The sequence below is a fragment of the Halorubrum sp. CBA1125 genome, from assembly GCF_009742825.1.
Taxonomy (GTDB): domain Archaea; phylum Halobacteriota; class Halobacteria; order Halobacteriales; family Haloferacaceae; genus Halorubrum.
Window position 1 is genome coordinate 1 of sequence record NZ_WPCE01000014.1, and the last position, 21,968, is coordinate 21,968.

Sequence of the window (21,968 nt, forward strand, 5' to 3'; positions counted from 1 at the left end):
CCCCCGAGGAGACCGTCGACGGCGCGCTCCGCCGGCTGGCCGACGTCGGCGTCGTCGCCCGCGAAGAGACCGTCGACGGCGAGCGGTACCGGATCCGGTGACGGTCTCTCCGTCCGGAAACGGCCTCGTCGTTCGGTGACGGCCTCGTCGTCTCGTCACGGGAGCTGTCGCCTCTCGACGTGCCCTCTGAAACGGTGCTTGACCCAACACGGCCGGCCGCTTTCGGAACCTTTTGGCTCGTCCCCGGGAGAGGACGGACGTGAGTCGCACACGGAACCTCTCGCTGTTCTTCCTCCTCTCGGTCGTCTGGGGGTCGGCGTTCGTGGCGATCAACGCGGGGCTGGCGCACTTCCCGCCGGTGCTGTTCGCCGCGTTCCGCTTCGACGTCGCGGGCGTCCTCGTGCTCGCGTACGCGGCCTACGCCGTCGACGACCCGGTGCCCCGGGGGCGCGCGGCCTGGACGGAGGTCGCCGTCGGCGCGACGCTCATCATCACCGCCTACCACGCGCTGCTCTTCGTCGCGAGAGCGATCCCGGCGTGACGAGCGCGGTCGCGGCCGTGATCGTGAGCCTCTCGCCGGTGCTCACGACGGTCTTCGCCCGCGCGTTCCTCCCGTCCGAGCGCCTGACCGTCGTCGGCGTCGTCGGGCTCCTGGTCGGGCTCGTCGGCGCGGTCGTGCTGGCGGCGCCGGACCCGAGCAACCTGACCGGCGGCGGCACCCTCGCGAAGGCGCTCGTGTTCCTCGCGGCGGCGTCGTTCGCGCTCGGCTCGGTGCTCACCCGCGCGTCCGAGGCCGACCTCTCCATCGAGACGATGGAGGCGTGGTCGATGCTGCTCGGAGCGGGACTACTGCACGTGCTGTCGCTCGCGCTCGGCGAGTCGATCGCGGAGGTCGCCTGGACCGCCGAGGGGGTCGCCGCGCTGGCGTACCTCGCGATCGCCGCGAGCGGGATCGGCTTCCTCGTCTACTTCGAGCTGCTCGACCGGCTCGGCCCGATCGAGATCAACCTCGTCTCGTACGTCGCTCCGGTGTTCGCGGCGGTCTCCGGGTGGCTCTTCCTCGGGGAGGGGATCACCCGCAACACGGTCGTCGGGTTCCTGATCATCTGCGTCGGCTTCGCGCTCGTGAAGCGGACGGCGATCCGCGCGGAGCTGCGGAGCCGCGGGATCGGGGCGTGAGTCAACGGAGCGCCGGCTCGTCACCTGCGTCAACGGCCTACCGACTCGTCGCGCGATTCGACGGAAACACCGGTTCGGTACCGCGATCTGTCGACTGTTGACGACGCGTGACGCCACGGCACCCAACAACAGAAGACCCTTATCCCGACGCACCGACCCGGCGCACATGTCCTCCGCAACCCGGACGGACCGAGTCAGAGCCGCAGCCAGCGGTGCGGTCGCGGGGATCGCCGCGTACCTCCTCGGCTACCTGGTCACGTACGCCACACAGCGCGGGCAGGTCGAAGAGCAGCTGCGGGCGTTCAACGCCCTGACCGAGCTGTTCGGCGGCGACCCGCTCCCCGCGTGGCAGGCGGTCGGCTGGCTGTTCTACAACGCCCATGCGGTCGCCACCGAGATCCCCGCCCCGCTCGGCGGCACTCGCGTCGTGAACTTCATCGCCGAGACCGACGGTGGCTCGCTGTCGCTCCTGTACGCCGTCCCGCCGGTGCTGCTCCTCGTCGCCGGCCTCGTCGTCGCCCGGGTCGCCGGCGCGCGGGAGCCCGCTGCGGGCGCCGCGTCGGGGGCGCTCGTCGTCGTCGGGTACCTCCCGCTGGCCGCGATCGGGACGTTCCTGTTCCGGTACTCGGTCGGCGAGGGGGCCGTGGCGCCCGTCCTCGTCACCGCGCTGCTGGCGGGGATCGTGTACCCGGTCGTCGCCGGCGCGATCGGCGGGGCGGCCGCCGTCTTGCGCGACTGACGCGGCTGTCGCTTCTCTCTCGGTTTCCGGTCTCAGTACTCCGCTTCCTCGGGGTCGAACCGGTCGCCGTACTCCCGGTCCGGATCGACCGGCTGTCCGTCGTCGGTCTCGGGCGCGACGTAGTCGACGAACGACTCCACGTCGGGTTCGCGGACCCGGACCTCGACGTCGATCTCGCCGAGCTCGTCCGGCTCCCCCACGGCGAAGTTGACGACGCCCTGGAAGGCGGCCTGCTTTTTCAGCGAGAAGGTGAACCCCTCGTCGGTGCGGTTGTCGAGGAACACCCGGCGGGCGGTGTCGAGGATCTCCTGTTCGTGGAGCACGTCGGAGAAGGCGTCGAGCGTGTGGGTCTCTGCGACGAGCCGGCCGTCCTCGTGTGTGGGGTCCGCGTCGGGGAACACGTTCCGCACTGCGTCGGCGACGCGGTCCGTCACCTCGGTGTCGCGGACCGGCGCCTCGATCCGGACGTCGACGCTGTAGATCACGCGCCGTCACCTCCGGCGTCGGGGGTCGCGGGGTCGGTCTCGTCGCCGTCGCCGTCAGCGTCGCCGTCGTCGGCTTCGACCCCGAACACCTCCCGGACGCGGGTCCGGAACGCCGAGAGCGTCCCGGTGTTGTCGATCTCGACGTCGGCCCGGTCGAGGGTCTCGCCGAGGCCGAGGTCGATCTCCCGGGCGTCGCGCTCGCGGAGGGCTTCGAGGTCGGCGTCGGAGTCGTCGCGGCCGCGGTCGTCGAGCCGCTCGGCGCGGAGTTCGAAGGGGGCGCGGATCGCGACGAGCGTGAAGTCGTCGCCGAACGCCTCGCGGAAGCGCTCCAGTTCGACCGTCGAGCGCAGGCCGTCGACGAGGACGGTGTCGCGCTCGCTCTCCGCGGCCGCCTCGCGGATCCGCGGGAGCGTGCGGGCCGCGATGGCGTCGTCGCCCTCCTCCTCGCGGAGGAGCCCGGCGATCCGTCCGTGGTGTTCCGCGGGGTCGAGCCCGCGGCGGCGGCACTCGGCGCGGATCACGTCGCCCATGACGACGACCGGGATTCCCGCCTCCTCGGCCACGCTCGCCGCCTCCCCCTTGCCGCTGCCAGGGAGGCCGACGGTTCCGATGACGTTCATTGGCGCGGAGTAGTTCCGTGCCGGACTTAGGTCTGCTGTTGGGTGGTGCGACCGACGCGAACCGTCGGCGTTTTTTATATCGGGCGGTAGAATTCGGAGTGAGGGCACGTAGCTCAGCCAGGATAGAGCGTCGGACTTCTAATCCGATGGTCGTGGGTTCGAATCCCACCGTGCCCGCTCCGAAACCCTCGGTTCTTGGGTCGTACGTCAAACGCCCGTTAGCTGTGGTATAAGCGTCTCTACTACCCGATTCTCAAACAGATTTAGAGACCGCGATTCGGATTTCGTTCATCAGCTTAACGGACCCCCTCGCAGGCACCCGTTTTTCGTTGTTCTCCGGGGTGATCGACGGTGAGCCTCACCGACGGCTCGACCGGGACGACCTTGACTGCTGACGGACCCGGTGAGTTCTGGTGTCCGTTCTGTCAGCAGCGATGTACTCGCAACCGGACCTCCGGAAAGGAGTACGGGCACGCGCTCGACTGTCCCGAGCGGCCGACCGATCTCGATAATCCCGATCAGAAGTGAACCGGCCAGCTGCGCGCCGGTCCACCTCCCAACGGGTTCGGCACGATCTCGCTCGCCTCGACGACACGACCCCCGTCAGTCTCTCCGAGCGGTCGGCGACCTTGCGGTCCGTGAGGTCCGCCGTACGCGGACCGAACGGCGCCGACCGCGCACAGGCGACCGTAGGTCGCCAAACGAGTGGCGGTGCGGTTGCGGAGCGGTCGCTGTCGCGCACACCTGGAGGTGAGCGATGAGCGCGCCCGACGAAGGGGGTGCGTCTTGGCCTTCCAAGGAGACTAACTCTGTAACGGCTTCTCTCACCGGATTAGAGGAGGACGCCGATCCCATCGTCGAACGTGTGAGCGAGTTCGCTACTGAGTACCCACACCTCGCCGATCAACCGCTATCTGAGACGCACGGACGGAAGCTCCGCCGGATCGTCACGGAAGCCGACTGGGGAAAAGAATTCGTGGACCCCGACCACCCGCTTGAAGACTCGTTCGCCGTTGATTCGCTTCGCTCTCGCTCCGCCGGGACGTGGCTCGACGCTGTTCACGCCTTCCTCCGCGCCCATCACGAGTACAGCGGGATGCTGGCTCGGTTCGAAGATCGGGAGACCGGCGACGAGTTCGACGTTCCCCTTGTCGACGCTTGGGGAAAGGAGTACAGCAAAAAGCAGTACGCACGGGCTCGCGCGCTCCAGCGACAGATGTCCGGCGGCACCCGGCCGTCCGGTGGTGAGGCGGTCCCGGCTTGGGACGACCCGGTGACCACCATGCTGACCCTGACCGCCTCGTCTGTCCCTGATGGACAGCGGCTCGCTCCCGTCGACCAGATGGACGCGATTCACGACGCGTTCAGTTACGGCGGTGTCCGCGACACCCTCCGCAACGTGATGGAGTACCACCTCGACCTCGACTCCGAGCAGTGGGGTTACTGGCTCCAAGCGGAACCGCACGGGATGGGCACCGCCGCGGACCCCGAGAAAGACGCCGGTCTCAATGCCTGCTACACTCATATTCACGTCGGCGTCTACTTCGACGGAGCCGGATTCGCCGATCTCCGTCCCGTTGCCTCGGAGTTCGAGCGGGTGATCGACAAGCACCTGGAGGTCTGCGACCCAGCTGGCTGGTCGGCGCACAACTACGACGCGATCGATGACTACCTCCAGGAAGACGACGGCTGTATCTCCATGAACGCGGACGTGGGGAATCTCGGTTCGTACCTCGCCGCGTACATGGGAGGCTACACCGAGGACCTCCTCGATAAGCCGATCGAGTACATCGCGTGGGGCGCGGTCTACTGGTCAGCTGCTCGCCAGCGAACCACCCGGTCGCAGACCGTGAATCAGGCTATCCGCGCCGATCGGTGCGAACAGCGTTCGGAAAACGAAGAATCCGGCCAAGTCGACGCGCACGGTGAGCGCGTTCGATGGGACGACGGTCGCGGCGCCGATGTAGTCTGTTCTTGCTGCGGCTCGCCGTGGACGATCGACCAGGCACGCCTCGACGGACCTCCCGAACCGGATTCGGCGCTCGACGACGATCTCCGTTGGGCAGCTGGCGCAGCGAGCCCATCGCCGAACCCGGAACGGGAGCGGTCGCTCGCCGAACGGTGGCCGAGTGCCGATAGTGCATGGACCTACGGAGAATCCCCCCGAAAGACGCTGATACGCGACCGCGTTCAAGACTATCTCGACGTTCACGGCGGAGACGTGTCTCTCCCTGCGATACTCGCCCGCTTCAATATCGATCCGGCGCACAGAGAGTTCGTCGGCGAGATACTGAATGGTGAGATGGAACCCGATTCGGAGGCGTTCGATCGACGCTCGAATGACCCTGCGTTCGGCTACGAGCTGAAAGCGATCGTCGACCGCGACGGGAACGAACACCAGCCCGGCGGTGGTGGTGTCGACATGGTATCACTAGAATTACCGATAACAAACGTTATCCAGAATACTCGGCTTGACAACGACCTCGTACAAGGCGAAGTATTCCGCAACGCTCGGACTGAGGTTGCGAGCCATGATCCGACGACTATTGCCGCTGGGTTTATCGAGAACGGGATCACCGAGCCGGAGATCGTCGATCGCCTCCTGATCGTCGAAGACTATCACGTCTCGAACCCGGCGATGGATCGCAGTGAGCCCCGTCCCTGTATGTTCCATCCGGATCAGAAATAGAAAGCTCTGTTGAAATTTTCAGCAGGTGACATTTTCTGAACTGGCTTGATCAGCACAGGTGTACTATTTGTTCAATGATTTAGCTGTCCTGTGAGTCTATCAGGGACTATTCTGGCTCATCGCAAACGGCACCAATCTGGAGAGCCTGTCGAATATGGAAGTTCTTTTCTTCGCGAGTATCGACTTCTAGAGCTTTCTCGAGGTGGAATCGATACCCCTCAGATCGCTGTATCATATGCTTATATCGCACGGGAGATAGAATAACCTTTGCTTGTATTTATCAAAATAGATAATAAACATGTGCCCGGTATGCAGTCTTTAGAGAACAACTGTTTCGAAGAAAAATATGTTGCAGGAAGAGAATTTCAATAGAGCGGCTCTGTTGAAATCCTATTCTTCAGATATTTTCTCGTCTGAAATCAATTAGTAATTATAAAATGTAAAACGAACAATACTTCATCTTAGAGGTGGAAATATTCGCTTATGGAGCAGACTATCCTGGACCAAATCAGCGAAGGTATCGCCGACGTAGAGGGAATTGATCCAGTAGATCTCGATATATCTCTCCAACGCTATATCTCAACGGATGCAATACAGGATTTGGTGAACCATGAGAGTAACGCTTGGCGTTTGCAGTTTGAGACTCCGAATCACGTTGTAGAGGTAACAGGTGCGGATAAGATCCTCATTGATGGAACACAAATAAATTGAGCGTTGGAAGTCTTGTGCTGACCTCACCGGGATAGAATCTATCACTTACTGAGGATTTCAACAGAGCCAATAGAGCCAGTTTTGCGGATTAGGAATATTATCCAGAATACTCGGCTCCGACACGATCTCGCACAAGGTGAAATCTTCCGCGACGCTCGAACCGAAGTTGGAAGTCCTGACCCAGTGATGATTGCTACTCGATTTGTAGAGGACGGTATTACTGACCCCGAGATGATTGACCGGCTTCTAACTGTTGATGACTATCATATACACAATTCTAATATGCCAAGAGACAGCCCCCGTCCTTGTATGACACTACCTGAATAGGACATATTCTTGTTACAAATCTCCCCCGAAATATGGGATTAAATACATATGTTAGCCGATTAAACAAGGCTGATATGACTGATGAATCGGAAATGCCTCGCGTTCCTGGCTTTATTTATTTAGATATGGACCGGGTAAAATCGATCTCATCCAGACTTGATGAAGGATATATTAAGAGCAAGGTAGAGGAACGGGAAAGAAGTGAATCAGTAGCAGAAAGCATCACAGGAAGTATCAGGGCTACAATATTCGGGATCGGGTCTAGTGTTGAAGGAGAAAGTTCGTTTGCTTCCACAACATCATCACGAACACACGAATCTAAGGCACTACATCACTATTACTTTGATTTATTTGAGGAGTGGATAGAGGATCAGGAGGGAAACTGGTTTTTTGATATAAATGATATGACAGATGATGTCGGTGGTGAAAGTGCTCTTCCAAGTCGATTTCGATCTGAAGTTGAAGAAGGCGATCTCGTACGCTTACAGGGGCCTCTTGAGTTCCAAGATTTCAATACCAGTCTAGATATTCTTGATGGGTTCATTGAGAATGCGGACGCATTAGATGGTCTAGTTTTACAGCAAGTGAAAGAACAAGTTCGACAAGGTGGCGGCAGTATAAACGTTGAGCCTGGGAATTTGGCTCGAAATCAAATAGAGGAATTTGAACCCGTTTTTAATCTATTCAACGCAGTAATGCCAGAAGGGTATCAAGAGATGGTCTCCGCAACAGTTTGTTTTGAAGGAACAGACGATATTGAATTTTGGATGCTGATACAGGATGAAAATTTGGAGTACTCCACTGTCGAACTCATCGCAAATCATTCAAATAACAGAATTCCAAACTGTACAATTATCGGTAGGGTGGAGTCAATAAAAGAAGACGAAAAAAGCGTTGACTACGACATGGACTCCGAGGAAGATCTCGCGCAAATTTTCGACGTATCTGGAGAGCTCGCACGTGATTTAGGATTTGCAGCAAAGTATCCTGCGGTATCCATATCTCCCATCGCCATCTACAGATAGATATACAACCTGACATAGGGAATCGTTGTTAATACAGACATTTACTTTCACCGAGCCTAGGTCTGTTCTATAGGTTACTTCTCTGTCGACTAATAGTTGGAGATGTCGACTGAAAGACCGACGCCGCCTGACGGTTACGAACGGTTCGAAAGCAACGATCCCGACAGCGACGTACCGACCGTGGAACTCGAACCTGGTGAGGTGCTCGATGGGCTCGTGCTCGACCTGACCGAAGGGGAAGGAGACTACGGCCCCTGGTACCGTCTCAAGATCAAGGACGAGTCCCGTGGAGTCGTGCGGTACTTCGCGAAGGACGAGGTCAAGCGCGCAGCTGCGCAGGACGCGATCGAGGTCGGCGAGCAGATCTGGGTTGGGATGGACACCGAAGAGGTGACCCTCGAACGGGACGACGGCTCGACGCACGACTACAACCCAACGATGGTCTCGTTCCCGGGTGGTGACTGATGGCGTCGTCGTACTCGCGGTCGATGGGCGACACGCTGTCGGACTACACGCACCTACGGACACTTCCGGCGCTGCTGTCGGTCGTGTTCATTATGGCCGGCCTGTACCAGTTCGGCGGGATCTCCGAGGTTATGCTCACGTGGCTCGACTACACGCTGACCGCGGAACACGCGACATTCATCTCGCTCGGCGCGTACGCGATCGCCTTCGCCTCCTCGGAGACGAAGCAGTTCGACCGCTACGAGGACTGGGAAAAGGTCGCGATCGCCGCGGGCCCCGTCGTGATCGTCGGCTACCAGTACGTTCCACAGATCGCTGACATCATCAACACGAGCAGCAACCTCGGTCCGATCGTCGCGTTCCTTGCGACGGTCGTGGCGTGGGGCGTCGCTGTTCGGTAACCCACCTCTCAACACTCACCTTATGAGTTCAAACCATGACACATCGACTAGCTGTACAGCCTCGGACCGCACTCCTGATGAGCCTGCTGTGGGCGCTGACGGTGATACTGCTGTACGCGCTGATGGCCTCGGTCGCCGTGCCTTCGTGAAGGGCATCGGCGCGACCGCCGCCGCAGGCGTCGGCTCGAACTACCTCGGTTCTCCTGTCGGCGGAGCCGAGGCGATCGACTGGTCGACGGTCGGCATCGCCGCGACCACGGTCGTCGGCGGGCCGATCGGTCTGCTCGCCTACGGCGCGAGTATCGCCACTGACGACGACGAAGTGGCCGACTCGCTGGACTGGAACACGTTCACCTCTCTGTACACCAACCAACGCGAGAGGAACCTGCAACTCGAACAGACGCTCGCGTCGTTCAGGCGCGATATCCAACTCGTCGAGAACAAGGCCCGCGAAGAGGCAATCTTCCGTATCTACGAGCAGGGCGTCGACTCGGGTACCGAGTCCGACGCGACCGCCGCGGCTGAGACTGCGATCAACGAGGCTTACGACGTGGTGTTGAAGGGGATTCTCAACTCCTTTAGCCAACGCGTCGAACGGTTCGCGGCTATCGCCAAGGCGCTCGATGACGGCTCGTCGACGACTCCGAGCGACCTCCACCTCGAACAGAACCAGAACGACTCTGAGTACTTCAGCGGGACTACTGCTGACTCGACTACGTCTATGAGTTCCGCACTCGTAGGCGATGCTGGCACCTCTACCTGGACGCTGTTCAACGGTGATTCCCACACCTACAGTAACTACCACCAGACCACCACTACCAACTCGAAGAACACTGAACTCACCCTCGACGTTGGTGACCTCGAACCGATCGGCAGCAACTCGTACTGGGCTGAGTCGGCATACCTCAAGAAGCCCAACCATGACAACTTCTCTTCCGTTGATGAGCCGCTCGACGTGGACTACGGGAACGTCCCTCTCGTGAGGACGTACCTCTGGTACGACCTCATCAAGGACCTCGAAGCCGAACACTCTGACATGATGGACGAGGTGTCGGCGATGGTCGACTCTTACTTTCAGCCTGCTGCTGATGGTGAGATCGACCTGTACCAAGCCGTCGGCCCGTCCCACCTCACGGAAACCGCCTCGACCGCGAAGGACTACCAGGAAGCTGCGATGGCGCTCCGCGCGATGGGCTACCCGATGAGTGACCAGGTCGTCACCATCTCGGTTCCGACCGAAGATGGCGACGGCCTCGAACTCACCGGCCGCCTCGCGTGGACGGCCCACCAGGGCAACACGCTTGCGGTCGGGCAGACCCACTTCGCTGAGAACATCCCTGGCTCGATCTTCGCCGCGGTCAACTTGCCTGATGGTGTCGACTCCATCAGCAGCGGCGGCAACACCACTGACACGAACTCCACCAACACCACTGACACTGACTCGACCTCGACCGGCCCCGGCGCGGAGATCATCGAACTCGTCGACGAGTTCGATATCGTCTCTGCTGAAGGTGCCGACGGCGTCTCGTTCGAGGATCGTACCCTCGCGGAATCCGATACGTCACAGGAAGAGATCAACCAGATCTACAAGGACAACTACCAGGCCAACAAGGAGGCCACCGAAAACGTCCACGACACCGCCACCGGCGGCGGCGGTGGCTGGTCCGGTCTCTCGACAACTGACAAGGGGATCGTCGCGGTCGTCGCGGCGGCCATCCTCGGTCTCGTCACCCGGTAACCATGCGTCTTCTCACCATTTTTGCCACGCTGCTCGTAGCGACAGCGTTCGCAACCGGCGCCGTCGCCGCCCAGGAGAACACGACCGCGAACGCGTCGACGAACGCGACCGAGGAGTGTACCGAACGCATCAACCAGTACACGGCCATCTGCTCGGCCGAACTCGACGGCTCCGACGTGGTGATCGACATCTACACCGAAGGCCCGCAAACGGTCGTCGTGACCGAGGCGTTCCGCAAGGGCTCTGGCATCCTCGAACAGCGGCGCGTCAGGCTCGACGAGGGTCGCAACACTGTCCGCCTCACGGTGACCGTCGACGGCGGCTCTGAGGGTGTCACCATCGCCGCGGGCGACGTGCTGTATCAGAAGGAGGTGCGCACCTCGTCGACGATCGTCGCCGGTCCGTTCACCGCGTCGGACGCACAAGCGGCCGGGCTCGGTGGCGGTGTCGGCGTCGCGCTCGTGACGCTGTACATCGTCGCGAAGGTCGTGTACGGACGCAATCAGGAATCTGAGAGGTTAGCATGAGAGACACACCCAAGACTCGACCCGAACCGCCTCGTCACGTGAAGGTGCTCGACTGGCTCCACGGCCATATTCCCGAACTCGCGGCCGGCGGTCTCGCGCTCGGCGGGCTCTCGCTGATCGTCGGGTTCGACCTCGAAGTACCGCGCTTCTGGTACATCTTCGCTATCGCGGCTGCGTTCCTCTCTCCGCTCGGGTTCATGGTCGGGAACAAGGTGGTCTCGTGGCTGTACGACCCGCAGTGGGTCTACCTGATCGACCTCGACGCCCGCGTGCTCGACGGCGGCGTGTTCCGGTTGCCGCTCGAAGACTTCCGCGAGTTAGAAATTCTCGACGACGACGAGTTCGTGAACTCGACGTACGACCTCACGCAGCTATCGCCGAACCTCTACGTCGGGAAACAGGTTGACCTCGAAGACATGACGGTGGTCGGTACATGGCGCGGCACGCTCGACGATCGCGAGCTGACCCGCGCGCTTCGCGCCGTTCACGAGTGTCGCGGCCAGCTCCAAGACGATGCCCAGCGCGGATTCATCCTCGAAACCTCCGCGTTCGTGGTGGTCCGTCGGGCGACCCGGAACACGGTCGAGCGGATCGTGGAGCTGTTCGAAGATGGCTCGTTGCCCGATGCGGGCGAAGGTATCGACCGCGCGATCGACCAGGAGCTGTCCGAGTTCGGTCTCGATGCGGCGGGCGACTCGGACCTCTCGGACCGCGTCGACGATGAGCTGATCGACGAGTTAGACCACAAGTCAGGATTCGACTTCTCGACGCCCGAGGACCCGCCCACCGAACGTAACGGTCACTCGGAGAAAACTGAGGTGACCGCTGGTGACTGACGTAGACGAGGGAATGCTCACGGCGGCGAAGCTCGCCGAGCAGCTGGCCGGCCGCATCGACACCCACCGTGACCTCGACTCACGGGCCGGCGCGATCGACCCCGACGACGTGTCTGCTTCGGTGTTCTTGAACGACCTTGACCCGGATCTTGTCGATGATTCCCACCTCCTCGATCTCGTCGATCGGACCCAACAGTCTCGGCAGGCTTCCCAGGCGATCCGGTCGGGGAATTCGATGTTGCTCTCGCATCTGGTCGGTATCACCGAGCAGGACCTCGACGGATCGGCGCTCCGGCTCCCGCTCCAGCTGGAGGAGGTGATGACCAACAACGACGCGACCGCGTTCATCGGCGGCGCCGGGAACCCGAACACGGGAAAGACGAATTTGATGGCGTTGCTGGCCGAACTCCGATCTGCAACCGTCGACGATCTTCTGGTGATTTCGAACTCGCGGACGTGGCCGCTCACGGATAATGTGGTCACGAGCGCACACGACCTCGCGGTCACCTGCATCGAGCATCGCGACCGACCGAAGTTCGTGTTCATCGACGAGGGCTCGACGCACTTCGACGCTCGAACGAACAGCTACGAGGTCGCGGCGCAGTTCTCGCCCCTCGCCAAGCGGATGGCGAAGGTAAACGTCGACGTCTTCGGCACAGTGTTCCACACCGGAAAGGACTGCCACCCGGAGCTGAAACGCCTGTTCACGACGGCGTACTTCAAACACTCCAAGAAGGAGGTCGACTTCTTTGCCGACTGGCCGGCTGACGCTGACAAGCCGACCGATCAGCTCTTCGGCGGGACCGTCGAAAACCTCGAACCCGCAACCGCGGAACCCGACCCGAACGACGCGGCGCCGTGGGAGTGGAACCTCCAACCCGACCTGTTCGCGCTCGACCTCAACTGGCCCGAGCTGCTGGAGGAACTCCGCGATCGTGGTCCGGCCGAGTGACGTTGCTGCTGGTAGGCTGTGTTCGATACTCTGGTTAGGCTGGTCACCTGGTCCAGCTCACTACTTACTCGGTCGGACCCACTCACCAACCCACCCTTCTCTTGTGGTGGTTTCCATCTTGCGTTGCTGCCTGCGCGACCCCTCCTTGTGGGGGGTCGCGTAATAGCTACTCGTTGGTTTCTATTAATCTATAATCGAATATATTCCACAATAAGCAAGAAAATCACCGATATCATTGTTATATATCCAATCCCGGCAATTACTACAACATATTGTCTTACAAGTGGATGAATAGGCAATGACCTATACCAGTTTACCACTCTGTGTATTCTATCCTTGATTTCAGAATCGGACATCATGTATTTCAACTGGGATATCTTAATCACCATCCCCATAATTGAAGAGATCAAGAAAACTCGTGTACCGAACCACTGTAGATCCCGATAATTTCTCTTTACCCAATCGAAGGTCTGGTGCACAGATCCGTGAATAGTAAAAGAGGACTGATAATAAACATAAATAATGGGCATGGAACACAGCGCCGCATATATGAAAAATAGTGTATCATAGTTTCCTTCTATCATAACTCCACCGAAGTATATTGAAAATATACCAAATAGTGCGGCCAAAACTAGTGATTTATAACTTTCAGACTGTCTTTTTGTCATGTCTTCTAGAATACTCATATTGTTTTCAGTGTATTCTTCAAAATTGCTGTTACTCTTTTGATCAACTATTGATAGCTTTTCTCCGGTTGAACCCAATAATGGCTCAAGGTTTTCAGGCCACAATAGTGAAAAAAGCAGCATTAGAGTTGAAATCAGCAGCAGAAAAATTATCACTAGACCAATTCCGAAAACTAATACACCAGATGATTTTACGAGGATCAAATATCCGTCAGAAATTGCCAATACAGTGTCAATCTCTTGAACATCGGCAGCAGAAAATTGCGGAATTTCCAAATAGCCAGTACCAAAAGCCGTTAATACCAGTGTTAGTGCGCCGATAAAAATATTAAGTAAATTCGTTGATATTCTTTGTAGATGCTGGTACATCTCTACTTGGCTTGTAAAAATTATTTCACTTTCATCTCTTGTAACCTCCAATTTGTCTGAATCTGATTCCTTATCCATTCTATTCGTTCTCCTCGTCTATCCACCACACTGGACTATTACCCGCTTTTTTCATCGATAGATTGCCTACCTTCTCAAGAGAATACAATCGTTTTCTTGCCCCAGTTAATGTGAATCCTAGCTCATCTGCTACTTCTGCGGTCGTCAGTACGGGGTCGTCGGAATTTCGAAATAAAGAGATGATCTCCTCATCAGTAACTGTCTCTTTACGTCCCGCCATTACTCCCGCTTCAGTTTCATGGCACTAAGTCGTTCGTGAAACTTTGTAATATCAATATTACTGGTAACAGCGGTAGAACTAAATATTCAGATTCCAATCTATTCGGTAACGGAAGCATTCGACAAACCGGACCTCGCTGCTGGTGGCAGCAGGTCCGGACGGGCTTCCGTGACTGAGGCACGAAAGCCATGTCAGCACACACGGTCGGGGGTATTGAATCCCCCCACGACGGACGTGATCGCGCGACAACCAGCGAAAGATCCCCGTTCTACTTTCACCGATTCGTTTACTTTCACTCTCCGTACAAGGATTTCGTCTTTTATATACCCGGTCGTCGGCGTGAGGTGATGCCCTCAAAGGAACTCGTTCGTATCGAGAACGAGCGCGATCGCTGGCGATACGTCTGCCCTCTCGGTCACCGGACGTGGGAACCGACGAATCACCACTTCTGGTGTCAACACTGCGCCCGGCGGGACGATGTCGACGGCGCGTTCTACCGGCTGCGCGATCGGAAGACCGACGCGCTTCTCGTCCGCCACCAGGTGCAGCTCGTTACTCCGACCGGTCCCTACGACGACGATCTCGACGAGGGTGCGCGATGATGCTGCTCTCCGACTACCGTCACGTCTGCGGAGAGTGCGGGCTCGAAACGGTTCACCACAAGCATCCTCACGAATCGATCGGCGACCGTGTCAAATTCTGGTGTGAGCACTGCGAGAAGGATGTCGAGGGCACGATCGGGGGTCCGATATGACGACCCTCTACTGTGCCGAGTGCCGGTCCCGGTTCGAACCGGACGATCGGCACGTCTGGATTCAGGGGGAGCATCGGTCCGTCGACGATCGCAACCGGCTCCAAGACTTCGCGATGTGTCCCGACTGCTGGGCCGACCTCACCGAAAACTGGGGTGAGCCCGTTTGAAAACTAGCTCCGGTCGCGACCTATCGACCTGTCCGGTCTGCGACGCCCCGATCGATCCGGACCCACCGGATGGGTTCACCCGATACGCGCGACAGGTGGCTGGCTACCTCGACCACTTCGCTGAGGCGCACCCCGACCACGAAATTCTCGATGCACCGGAGGGGTACCTGTGAGCTTCTTCGATTCCCGTGTCGTCTCCGTCGCATCCCCTCATATCATCAAATGCAAGGGATGCAACGAGGCGTTTCACTTCCTGATCGGTTCGGCACCCTACCGTCTCGGGATGTGTCGTGACTGCGCACCCGACGAGTGGCTCGACGAGTACAAGGGGTGCTACAATCGATGAGCGACGACCTCGAACCGATCTCCCCGGTCGACGCCGTGGAGATGTTCCACAGCGCGATGGAGGACGAACACTCGGAGTCGACGCGGCGGAGTGAGTACCACCGGCTCCGGTCCTTCATCCAATTTTGCGACGAAGAGGGGATCGAGAATCTGAACGAAGTGTCTGGCCGCGACCTCTACCGATACCGCACCTGGCGGAGAGAGGGGAAGGGCGACGGGCGCGACCCGATCAAGCTCGTCACCCTGAAGAGTCAGCTGGCGACGCTTCGTCGATTCCTCCGGTTCGCTGGCGACATCGATGCCGTCGACCCCGAGCTGTACCAACAGCTCACCCTCCCGACGATGAAGAACGGGGAGGACGTGTCGGAGTCTACGCTCAAACCCGACCGCGCCATCGAGATTCTGGACTACCTCGAAAACGCGCAGCCGGCGTCTCGGGATCACATCACTCTCCTCCTGATGTGGGAAACCGGGGCGCGGACCGGCGCTGTCCGCGGCCTCGACCTCGAAGACTGCGACCTCGACGGGACGCACCCGCGTTTCTCCGGTCCGGCAGTCCACTTCGTTCACCGCCCAGAGACCGGAACTCCACTCAAGAACCACGAGTCAGGCACCCGTTGGAACCGAATCAGTCAGAAAGCGGCTCGGTACATCACGGACTACATCGACTACCACCGGGATGAGGTGACCGACGAGTACGACCGGCAGCCCCTGATCACGACCAGGTACGGTCGACCGGCGGGCAACACGCTCCGGAAAACGCTCTATCGAGTCACCCGCCCCTGCTGGCGCGGAGAAGGCTGCCCGCACGATCGGGATATCGACTCGTGCGAGGCGACGAACATCGACCACGCGAGCAAGTGCCCGTCGGCGCGATCTCCCCACGACGTGCGGAGCGGTCGAGTGACCTTCTACCGTCGCGAGGACGTTCCGCGGCGCATCGTCGAGGATCGGCTGAACGCGAGCGAGGATATTCTGAGTCGCCACTACGACCGACGGTCCGACCGAGAACAGGCAGAGCAACGCACCGACTTCCTCCCCGACCTATGAACCCGGAACTCCACGCCGCAAACCGCCAAATCGCCAGACCCCACCGTGCCCGTACGCCTTCGTCACGCACACCGAGCTTCCCCGTTCGTCTCGCTCGCGAGGCCTTCGTAGTCGCCGAGTGCGAACGCCGCGATGAGAGCGAACCGAGGCCGGAAACCTATTTGCCGGTCCGAACCATTCCCGGCCGACATGAACGCCCCCGCACGACTCCTGGCTCGACAGCGGGCGGTCGCCGCCCTCGTCACCGGTGCGCTGTTGGCCCTCGGCGTCGCCCTCCACGCGGCCCTCCCGGACCAGATGGCGATCCACTGGAACGCCGCCGGCGAACCGGACAGCTTCGTCGGAAAGCCGATCGCGGTCCTGTCGATGCCCGCGCTCGTCGTGTTCCTGAGCGTGCTGTTCGAAGTCTCGGGCAGCGACGTCGGCGAGCGGATCGTCGGTTCGCTGGCGATGCTCCTGCTGCTCGGCGTTCAGGTCATGGTGTTCGGGGTGAACCTCGGGTACGACGTGCCGATCGTCCCGATCACGCTGGCGCTGGCCGGCGGCGTGGTGGCCGTGGCGGTCTGGTTCGAAACGAGATAGCGGTCGCCTGCACCGCCCAGTTCCGAGCGACCCGCGACCAGTGGAGGAGATACAGGATGGAGGCTCGCCCGGACGACGAGTACTCTCGTGGGAGCGAACCCTGCGATCGCCCGGACCGACGACGCGTACAGCGCGAACTAATCGAACCCGTATCGTTTGTGCGCCTCGTCGATGTCCACGATCTCGATCACGCGAACCTCGTTTTCCGCTTCGAGCACGTCATAGAACGCGGTGTGGGTTCGACCGATGTGTAACCGGTAGAGTGTCTCGCCGTCGACCACGAGCTTCTCTCTGTCTCCCGATCCCGAGTTCGGTCTCGGATACGGGTCCGCTGCCAGTTTTCGAAGGTTGTTCTTCACGATCCGCGCGCTCTTTTCGTCTAACGCCGCGACGTACTCGCGGGCCTCCTCCGCGAGGAGGACCTCATAGCTCATCGAGCGACGTCAGGTCCTCGCTGTCCGCCTCGCGGACCGCCTTCGTCCGCTCGGCGAGCCGCCGACGCTGGTGCTCTTGGATCAGCTCTCCGAGCAGGTCGTCATACGTCTCGCCCGCCTCTTTCAGGTCGTTCAGTTCCTTCCACCGCTCCTCGGTGACCGGAATCCGTTTGCTGGCGTTCGCCATGTGTACTGGACTCGCTGTCAGTCCTTACAACGTTTACAATCAAAACGGTTGCGGGCGCTTTAACTACGCGGTCGCGGCCGGTTTCAGTCCGCCGCGCTCGGCGTCCCGAGGTACTCCTCGTTGATCTCGTACTCGCCCTCGTCGTTCTCGACCAGGTACTCGCCGTAGTAGGGGACGCGGTTCGCGACGACCGCCTCGAACGCCTCGGCGATCTCGTCGCGCGTCATCTCGCCCATCGACCGGAGGTCGTCGTTGCGGTTGAGACAGCCCTTCAGGTACCCCTCGTGGGTGACGCGGACGCGGCCGCAGTTCGCACAGAAGTCCTCGTTCTCGACGGGGTCGACGATCTCCACCATGCCGCCGCCCTCGCCGTCGGCGTCCTCGCCGACGAAGTACCGCTTGCGGTCGTGCATCTCGCGGTGCTCGACCCGGTCGGCCTTCTCCGCGAGCCAGTCGTGGACCCGTCCGATGTCGATGTTCCACTCGGGCTTGCCCGTGAGTTCCGGCATGTACTCGATGAGCTGGAGCTGGAGTCCCTCGTTGTCGGCGACGTGCTCGACCATCTCCTCGACGTAGCCCGCGGTGTGCGTGAACACCACCATGTTGAGCTTCACGGGGTCGAGTCCGGCGTCGACGGCGGCTCTGACGCCCTCCAACACCTGTTCGTACGCGCCCGACTTCGTCACCTCCGCGAAGTCGTCGGGATCGAGCGCGTCCTGCGAGACGTTCACGCGGTCGAGCCCCGCGGCCTTCAGGTCCTCGGCGCGGCCGGGGAGGAACGTCCCGTTCGTCGTCATCGACACCTCCATCGAGTCGGGCGCGCGCTCGACGATCTCTTCGAGGTCCTGCCGGAGCATCGGCTCGCCGCCGGTGAGCTTCACCGAGTCGATGCCGTACCCCTCGACGACCTCCAAAAAGCGGACGACGTCGTCCGCGCTCATCTCGTCCTCGCTCGGCTCCATCGGCCCGCGCGTGTCGCCAAGCCCCTCGTTGTGACAGTAGACGCAGTCGAAGTTACACCGGTCGGTGAGCGAGATTCGGACTCCCGTCACCTCCCGCCCGAAGTCGTCCGCGAGTGGCACCGCCATGTCCGAACGGAGCGACTAGGACCGCTTAAGCATCCGGGTCGATCGTGCGGGTGTGTAACGTATCGTGGTTACGGCAACCGCGATCCGATGGCGCTCTCGGGATCGTTCGTGCCGGTCGGTGGGGACGCGTTGACGGTCGGTGGGGACGCGTTGACGGTCGGCGGGGGCGCGCCGGCCGACGTCGTTCACGAGCGCGTCGGGACGTCGACGCGGAGCCCGTCGCTCGCGACTTCGACGGTCCCGTCGAACCCCGCTTCCCGGACACTGCGCGCCATCTCCCGCTCCCGGCCGCCGGTGTGCGGGTACAGGTGCGAGAGGAGCAGCCGGTCGACGTCGACGCCCGCGAGCGACTCGCCGAGAGACGTCGGCGTCGGGTGGTTCGACACGTCGGTCCCGTCCGGGAACGAGCAGTCGTGGACGAGCAGGTCGGACCCGTCGGCGAACGACGCCATCCCGGCGAACGCCTCCGTGTCGCCCGAGAGCGTGAGCGGGCCGTCCGCGGGATCGAGGTCCGCGCTCGGCGGTGCGAACCGGTAGGCGAGACCGTCCATCGAGTGGCGGGTCTCGCGGGCGGCGACGTCGAAGCCGGCCGCCGCGAACGACCGCGACGCCGACACCTCGCGGATCCCGAGGTCGATTCGCCCGTCGAGGTACTCGTGGACGCCGAGCAGGCCGTCGACGAGCGCCTTCGTGCCCGACGGACCGACGACCTCCAGGTGTTCCTCGCCCGCGAGCCACCGGGCCTTCACGAGCGGCAAGAGCGTGGCGACGTGGTCGAGGTGGTGGTGCGTGAGGAGGACGGTCGAGACGCCCTCGTAGCCGGGGTCGGTGTCCGACAACCGGTGGAGGACGCCCTCGCCGCAGTCGACCAGCAGCGACCGGCCGCCGTCTTCGAGCAGATAGCCCGCCTGCGCCCGGTCGGGGACCGGCATCGCGCTGCCGGAGCCGAGAACGGTGAGGTCCATCAGCTGAGCGGTTCCGTTCCGGCGCCGGAAGCGACCCCGTCGCGGTGCAATCCGACCGCGAGCGCGCGACCGGACCGTGGCGCCTCTTCGTCGGTTCCGGGTTCCCGTGTCAGTTCCTCTCTCTTTCGGGATCGACCTCCCTCACGCCACATCGTGGATCACCGACGGTGACAGCTCTATTTAAGCGTGTTGCGACGTCGCCTCCGATTCGTCGCGGGATCGACCCGGAACCGACCGCGTCTGTCGGTCGGTTACCGTTCCGCGGAACGGTTATGTGGCCCGGCCGAAAGGGTCGGAGTATGCCCACGCACGTCGCGGTCGTCGGCGCGTACGGCAGCGCCGGCGTCGCCGCCGCGGAGCGGCTCGCGGACGACCCCGAGATCGAGTTGACGCTGATCGACGACGGCGACCCGGGCGGGGGGCTCTGTATCCTCCGCGGGTGTATGCCCTCGAAAGAGGTGTTGTCGGCGGCCGAACACCGGTTCGCGGCGCGACACGACGACCGGCTCTCCGGCCCGCTTCCGGACGTCGACTTGGAAGCCGTCGTGGCACGGAAAAACGAGCACACGTCGAACTTCGCCGCCCACCGTCGCGCCGCCGTCGAGGGGCTCGCGGAACGAGACGGGGTCACGCTCGTCCGCGACACCGCACGGTTCGTCGACGACGGCCGCCTCGCCGTCGGCGACCGGACGATCGACCCGGACTACGTCGTGATCGCGACCGGCTCGACGGTCAACCTCCCGTCGTTGCCCGGGATCGACGACGTGCCGGTGTCGACGAGCGCGGACGTGCTCGACGCGACCGCGTTCGGCGAGTCCGGCGTCGTCATGGGGTTCGGCTACGTCGGCATGGAGCTGGTGCCGTACCTCAGTGAGGCGGCTGGGATGGACCTCACGGTGATCGAGCACGACGCCCGGCCGCTCGACGAGGCCGACGACCCCTTCGGCGACGCGTTGCTCGAGTACTCCCGGGACGCGTTCGGCGTGGACGTGCTCACCCACACCACGGAGCGACGCGTCGAACCGACCGACGCGGGCGGGGTCAGGCTCCACGTCGACCGCGACGGCGAGGAGACGGCGATCGAGGCCGACCAGCTGTTCGCGTTCACCGGTCGTCGCCCGGCGATCGACCGGCTCGGGCTCGAGGAGACGCGCCTCGCTCCGGGTCAGGGGTGGGTCGAAGACACGATGCAGGCCCGCGACGACGACCGCGTCTTCGTCGTCGGCGACGCGAACGGGAAAGAGCCGATCCTCCACGTGGCGAAAGAACAGGGGGCGACGGCGGCCGAGAACGTCCGCCGACACCGCGACGGCGACCCGCTCGTGGACTACGAGAACGTCCACCACCACGTCGTTTTCTCCGGGCTCGGGGTACTCCCCTTCGCCCGCGTCGGCCACTCGGCGACGTCGGCCGAGGCGGCCGGCGTCGACCACCACGTCGTCACCCGCGAGGCCGCGAGCGACGGGGTGTTCAAAACGAAGAACGTGCCGGAAGGACTCGCCCGGCTCGTCGTCGGCGCCGACGGCACGGTCCTCGGGTATCAGGGGCTCCACTATCACGCCGACGTGATGGCGAAAACGATGCAGGTGGTCGTCGAGACGGGGATGGACGTCAGGGACGTGCCCGACCGCGCGTACCACCCCACCACGCCGGAGATCCTCGACGGTCTCTTCCGGGAGGCGACGGCGACGCTCGCGGAGTAGCGGCCGCCTTCGTCGGTTCCGCGGCTGCCGTGCAACCGCCAATACTTCGAAGTGGAGCCCTCAACCTCACGGAGCGAACGGACGACGAACCGGTCTGGGACGCGACGGGACGGTCAGAGCCGCGACGGCCCACCGGACGTCTCACTTGACCAGGAACACCGACACCGTCGCGTCGTCGGCGACGCGGTCGGAGACGCTCCCGAGCGACCGGATCCGCTCGCGCGGCGACTTCCCCTCGGGGCTCATCACGATCACGTCGATCTCGTGCTCCTCGGCGTACTCGACGATCTCCGTGTCGGGGGTGCCTCGCCCGACGTGGGTCTCGACGTCGAGGCCGGCCTCCGCGGCGCGGTCGGCGACGGCGGCGACCGCCGCCTCCCCCTGTGACTCGAGGTCGTCGACGATCTCGTCGTGGAGATCACCGGAGTGTGCGGTGGCGATCCGGCGGTCGACGACGTACAGCGCGTGGATCGTCGCGTCGTGGTCAGCCGCCAGCCGAACGGCGTGGTCGAGCGCGCGGTCGACCGCCTCGCTCCCGTCGGTCGGCACCAGTATCCGGTCGTACATGGCCGGCCGTTCGGTCGGCGGTCGGATAACGGTACGGCATCCGGCACCGGCGCGAAGCGGCCGACCGATCGGCCGGCAA

Annotated in this window: 27 protein-coding genes, 1 tRNA gene and 1 pseudogene; 20 read left to right on the forward strand and 9 right to left on the reverse strand. The window is 61.8% G+C overall.

The window, feature by feature from the left end:
• Window positions 1-259 precede the first annotated feature (259 nt).
• Together GJ633_RS02925 and GJ633_RS02930 are read left to right on the forward strand one after the other, a co-directional pair.
• Window positions 260-1,179: pseudogene (locus GJ633_RS02925) on the forward strand (DMT family transporter).
• A 166-nt stretch (window positions 1,180-1,345) separates the two neighbouring features.
• Window positions 1,346-1,918 (forward strand): transporter, encoded by a 573-nt coding sequence (locus GJ633_RS02930; protein WP_156587000.1) that lies wholly within the window; start codon window positions 1,346-1,348, stop codon window positions 1,916-1,918.
• 32 nt (window positions 1,919-1,950) lie between these two features.
• On the opposite strand, the gene GJ633_RS02935 is transcribed toward GJ633_RS02930, so the two are convergent.
• Complete coding sequence (locus tag GJ633_RS02935; RefSeq protein ID WP_321168879.1) at window positions 1,951-2,403, reverse strand: RNA-binding domain-containing protein; 453 nt, start codon at window positions 2,401-2,403, stop codon at window positions 1,951-1,953.
• On the reverse strand, window positions 2,400-3,023 hold the full coding sequence (locus GJ633_RS02940) for an AAA family ATPase (RefSeq protein WP_156587002.1): 624 nt from the start codon (window positions 3,021-3,023) through the stop codon (window positions 2,400-2,402). Before GJ633_RS02940 ends, GJ633_RS02935 begins: the two co-directional genes overlap by 4 nt.
• A 102-nt stretch (window positions 3,024-3,125) precedes the next feature.
• Here GJ633_RS02940 and GJ633_RS02945 point away from each other — a divergent pair.
• The 11 genes from GJ633_RS02945 to GJ633_RS02995 all read left to right on the forward strand — a co-directional run bounded on the left by GJ633_RS02945 (window position 3,126) and on the right by GJ633_RS02995 (window position 12,694).
• A tRNA-Arg gene (locus GJ633_RS02945) sits at window positions 3,126-3,200 on the forward strand.
• A gap of 174 nt (window positions 3,201-3,374) precedes the next feature.
• Window positions 3,375-3,551, forward strand: a complete 177-nt coding sequence (locus GJ633_RS02950; protein WP_156587004.1) for a hypothetical protein — start codon at window positions 3,375-3,377, stop codon at window positions 3,549-3,551.
• 229 nt (window positions 3,552-3,780) lie between these two features.
• Entirely contained in the window at window positions 3,781-5,712 is a 1,932-nt protein-coding gene (locus GJ633_RS02955; RefSeq protein ID WP_156587006.1) for a hypothetical protein, read from the forward strand.
• Between the two features lie 483 nt (window positions 5,713-6,195).
• Window positions 6,196-6,423: a HalOD1 output domain-containing protein gene (locus GJ633_RS02960; RefSeq protein ID WP_156587008.1), complete on the forward strand. Its 228-nt coding sequence runs from the start codon at window positions 6,196-6,198 to the stop codon at window positions 6,421-6,423.
• Between the two features lie 401 nt (window positions 6,424-6,824).
• The gene (locus GJ633_RS02965; RefSeq protein WP_156587010.1) at window positions 6,825-7,775 is read left to right on the forward strand and encodes a hypothetical protein; all 951 of its coding nucleotides are present in this window, start codon (window positions 6,825-6,827) and stop codon (window positions 7,773-7,775) included.
• A 180-nt stretch (window positions 7,776-7,955) separates the two neighbouring features.
• Entirely contained in the window at window positions 7,956-8,240 is a 285-nt protein-coding gene (locus tag GJ633_RS02970; protein WP_321168880.1) for a hypothetical protein, read from the forward strand.
• Entirely contained in the window at window positions 8,240-8,641 is a 402-nt protein-coding gene (locus tag GJ633_RS02975) for a hypothetical protein (RefSeq protein ID WP_156587014.1), read from the forward strand. Before GJ633_RS02970 ends, GJ633_RS02975 begins: the two co-directional genes overlap by 1 nt.
• A gap of 145 nt (window positions 8,642-8,786) precedes the next feature.
• Entirely contained in the window at window positions 8,787-10,379 is a 1,593-nt protein-coding gene (locus tag GJ633_RS02980) for a hypothetical protein (protein ID WP_156587016.1), read from the forward strand.
• A 2-nt stretch (window positions 10,380-10,381) separates the two neighbouring features.
• Complete coding sequence (locus GJ633_RS02985; protein WP_156587018.1) at window positions 10,382-10,906, forward strand: hypothetical protein; 525 nt, start codon at window positions 10,382-10,384, stop codon at window positions 10,904-10,906.
• A 38-nt stretch (window positions 10,907-10,944) separates the two neighbouring features.
• Window positions 10,945-11,742: a hypothetical protein gene (locus GJ633_RS02990; protein ID WP_231741210.1), complete on the forward strand. Its 798-nt coding sequence runs from the start codon at window positions 10,945-10,947 to the stop codon at window positions 11,740-11,742.
• A complete protein-coding gene (locus GJ633_RS02995; RefSeq protein ID WP_321168881.1) occupies window positions 11,735-12,694 on the forward strand; it encodes a hypothetical protein in 960 nt (319 codons plus the stop codon). Before GJ633_RS02990 ends, GJ633_RS02995 begins: the two co-directional genes overlap by 8 nt.
• 188 nt (window positions 12,695-12,882) lie before the next feature.
• Here the strand turns inward: GJ633_RS02995 and GJ633_RS03000 are convergent, their stop codons facing one another.
• Together GJ633_RS03000 and GJ633_RS03005 are read right to left on the reverse strand one after the other, a co-directional pair.
• Window positions 12,883-13,827, reverse strand: coding sequence for a hypothetical protein (locus GJ633_RS03000; RefSeq protein ID WP_156587022.1), 945 nt, complete (start codon window positions 13,825-13,827; stop codon window positions 12,883-12,885).
• 1 nt (window position 13,828) lies between these two features.
• A complete protein-coding gene (locus tag GJ633_RS03005) occupies window positions 13,829-14,047 on the reverse strand; it encodes a FaeA/PapI family transcriptional regulator (protein ID WP_156587024.1) in 219 nt (72 codons plus the stop codon).
• Window positions 14,048-14,394: 347 nt separating this feature from the next.
• Here GJ633_RS03005 and GJ633_RS03010 point away from each other — a divergent pair, with 347 nt between their 5' ends.
• From GJ633_RS03010 to GJ633_RS03030, 6 genes are all read left to right on the forward strand, one after another.
• Window positions 14,395-14,649 carry a hypothetical protein gene (locus tag GJ633_RS03010; protein WP_156587026.1) on the forward strand — a complete coding sequence of 85 codons (255 nt, stop codon included), beginning with the start codon at window positions 14,395-14,397 and terminating at the stop codon, window positions 14,647-14,649.
• Window positions 14,646-14,801, forward strand: coding sequence for a hypothetical protein (locus GJ633_RS03015; RefSeq protein ID WP_197431204.1), 156 nt, complete (start codon window positions 14,646-14,648; stop codon window positions 14,799-14,801). The genes GJ633_RS03010 and GJ633_RS03015 overlap by 4 nt, the downstream gene beginning before the upstream one ends.
• Window positions 14,798-14,968 (forward strand): hypothetical protein, encoded by a 171-nt coding sequence (locus tag GJ633_RS03020; RefSeq protein ID WP_156587030.1) that lies wholly within the window; start codon window positions 14,798-14,800, stop codon window positions 14,966-14,968. Before GJ633_RS03015 ends, GJ633_RS03020 begins: the two co-directional genes overlap by 4 nt.
• Window positions 14,965-15,141, forward strand: a complete 177-nt coding sequence (locus tag GJ633_RS16940) for a hypothetical protein (RefSeq protein ID WP_197431205.1) — start codon at window positions 14,965-14,967, stop codon at window positions 15,139-15,141. Before GJ633_RS03020 ends, GJ633_RS16940 begins: the two co-directional genes overlap by 4 nt.
• A 169-nt stretch (window positions 15,142-15,310) precedes the next feature.
• Window positions 15,311-16,363, forward strand: a complete 1,053-nt coding sequence (locus tag GJ633_RS03025; protein ID WP_156587032.1) for a site-specific integrase — start codon at window positions 15,311-15,313, stop codon at window positions 16,361-16,363.
• 189 nt (window positions 16,364-16,552) lie between these two features.
• The gene (locus GJ633_RS03030) at window positions 16,553-16,945 is read left to right on the forward strand and encodes a DUF1648 domain-containing protein (RefSeq protein ID WP_197431206.1); all 393 of its coding nucleotides are present in this window, start codon (window positions 16,553-16,555) and stop codon (window positions 16,943-16,945) included.
• A gap of 137 nt (window positions 16,946-17,082) precedes the next feature.
• Here GJ633_RS03030 and GJ633_RS03035 read toward each other — a convergent pair whose 3' ends face one another.
• The 4 genes from GJ633_RS03035 to GJ633_RS03050 all read right to left on the reverse strand — a co-directional run bounded on the left by GJ633_RS03035 (window position 17,083) and on the right by GJ633_RS03050 (window position 19,619).
• Entirely contained in the window at window positions 17,083-17,379 is a 297-nt protein-coding gene (locus GJ633_RS03035; RefSeq protein ID WP_156587036.1) for a type II toxin-antitoxin system RelE/ParE family toxin, read from the reverse strand.
• Window positions 17,369-17,566: a hypothetical protein gene (locus GJ633_RS03040; RefSeq protein WP_156587038.1), complete on the reverse strand. Its 198-nt coding sequence runs from the start codon at window positions 17,564-17,566 to the stop codon at window positions 17,369-17,371. Before GJ633_RS03040 ends, GJ633_RS03035 begins: the two co-directional genes overlap by 11 nt.
• A gap of 83 nt (window positions 17,567-17,649) precedes the next feature.
• Window positions 17,650-18,654: a GTP 3',8-cyclase MoaA gene (moaA, locus tag GJ633_RS03045; RefSeq protein ID WP_156587040.1), complete on the reverse strand. Its 1,005-nt coding sequence runs from the start codon at window positions 18,652-18,654 to the stop codon at window positions 17,650-17,652.
• A 185-nt stretch (window positions 18,655-18,839) separates the two neighbouring features.
• On the reverse strand, window positions 18,840-19,619 hold the full coding sequence (locus GJ633_RS03050) for an MBL fold metallo-hydrolase (RefSeq protein WP_156587042.1): 780 nt from the start codon (window positions 19,617-19,619) through the stop codon (window positions 18,840-18,842).
• A gap of 299 nt (window positions 19,620-19,918) precedes the next feature.
• On the opposite strand from GJ633_RS03050, the gene GJ633_RS03055 reads away from it, so the two are divergent.
• Window positions 19,919-21,322 carry an NAD(P)/FAD-dependent oxidoreductase gene (locus GJ633_RS03055; protein ID WP_156587044.1) on the forward strand — a complete coding sequence of 468 codons (1,404 nt, stop codon included), beginning with the start codon at window positions 19,919-19,921 and terminating at the stop codon, window positions 21,320-21,322.
• A gap of 141 nt (window positions 21,323-21,463) precedes the next feature.
• Here GJ633_RS03055 and GJ633_RS03060 read toward each other — a convergent pair whose 3' ends face one another.
• A complete protein-coding gene (locus GJ633_RS03060) occupies window positions 21,464-21,889 on the reverse strand; it encodes a universal stress protein (RefSeq protein ID WP_156587046.1) in 426 nt (141 codons plus the stop codon).
• Window positions 21,890-21,968: the final 79 nt, after the last annotated feature.

What these genes read in the sequence shown, in the direction of transcription:
- GJ633_RS02930 (WP_156587000.1), top strand. Translation starts at nt 1,346, where the DNA reads ATGTCCTCCGCAACCCGGACGGACCGAGTCAGAGCCGCAGCCAGCGGT.
- GJ633_RS02940 (WP_156587002.1), bottom strand. Translation starts at nt 3,023, where the DNA reads ATGAACGTCATCGGAACCGTCGGCCTCCCTGGCAGCGGCAAGGGGGAG.
- GJ633_RS02955 (WP_156587006.1), top strand. Translation starts at nt 3,781, where the DNA reads ATGAGCGCGCCCGACGAAGGGGGTGCGTCTTGGCCTTCCAAGGAGACT.
- GJ633_RS02960 (WP_156587008.1), top strand. Translation starts at nt 6,196, where the DNA reads ATGGAGCAGACTATCCTGGACCAAATCAGCGAAGGTATCGCCGACGTA.
- GJ633_RS02965 (WP_156587010.1), top strand. Translation starts at nt 6,825, where the DNA reads ATGACTGATGAATCGGAAATGCCTCGCGTTCCTGGCTTTATTTATTTA.
- GJ633_RS02975 (WP_156587014.1), top strand. Translation starts at nt 8,240, where the DNA reads ATGGCGTCGTCGTACTCGCGGTCGATGGGCGACACGCTGTCGGACTAC.
- GJ633_RS02985 (WP_156587018.1), top strand. Translation starts at nt 10,382, where the DNA reads ATGCGTCTTCTCACCATTTTTGCCACGCTGCTCGTAGCGACAGCGTTC.
- GJ633_RS03000 (WP_156587022.1), bottom strand. Translation starts at nt 13,827, where the DNA reads ATGGATAAGGAATCAGATTCAGACAAATTGGAGGTTACAAGAGATGAA.
- GJ633_RS03005 (WP_156587024.1), bottom strand. Translation starts at nt 14,047, where the DNA reads ATGGCGGGACGTAAAGAGACAGTTACTGATGAGGAGATCATCTCTTTA.
- GJ633_RS03010 (WP_156587026.1), top strand. Translation starts at nt 14,395, where the DNA reads ATGCCCTCAAAGGAACTCGTTCGTATCGAGAACGAGCGCGATCGCTGG.
- GJ633_RS03015 (WP_197431204.1), top strand. Translation starts at nt 14,646, where the DNA reads ATGATGCTGCTCTCCGACTACCGTCACGTCTGCGGAGAGTGCGGGCTC.
- GJ633_RS03020 (WP_156587030.1), top strand. Translation starts at nt 14,798, where the DNA reads ATGACGACCCTCTACTGTGCCGAGTGCCGGTCCCGGTTCGAACCGGAC.
- GJ633_RS03025 (WP_156587032.1), top strand. Translation starts at nt 15,311, where the DNA reads ATGAGCGACGACCTCGAACCGATCTCCCCGGTCGACGCCGTGGAGATG.
- GJ633_RS03030 (WP_197431206.1), top strand. Translation starts at nt 16,553, where the DNA reads ATGAACGCCCCCGCACGACTCCTGGCTCGACAGCGGGCGGTCGCCGCC.
- GJ633_RS03035 (WP_156587036.1), bottom strand. Translation starts at nt 17,379, where the DNA reads ATGAGCTATGAGGTCCTCCTCGCGGAGGAGGCCCGCGAGTACGTCGCG.
- GJ633_RS03040 (WP_156587038.1), bottom strand. Translation starts at nt 17,566, where the DNA reads ATGGCGAACGCCAGCAAACGGATTCCGGTCACCGAGGAGCGGTGGAAG.
- moaA (WP_156587040.1), bottom strand. Translation starts at nt 18,654, where the DNA reads ATGGCGGTGCCACTCGCGGACGACTTCGGGCGGGAGGTGACGGGAGTC.
- GJ633_RS03050 (WP_156587042.1), bottom strand. Translation starts at nt 19,619, where the DNA reads ATGGACCTCACCGTTCTCGGCTCCGGCAGCGCGATGCCGGTCCCCGAC.
- GJ633_RS03055 (WP_156587044.1), top strand. Translation starts at nt 19,919, where the DNA reads ATGCCCACGCACGTCGCGGTCGTCGGCGCGTACGGCAGCGCCGGCGTC.
- GJ633_RS03060 (WP_156587046.1), bottom strand. Translation starts at nt 21,889, where the DNA reads ATGTACGACCGGATACTGGTGCCGACCGACGGGAGCGAGGCGGTCGAC.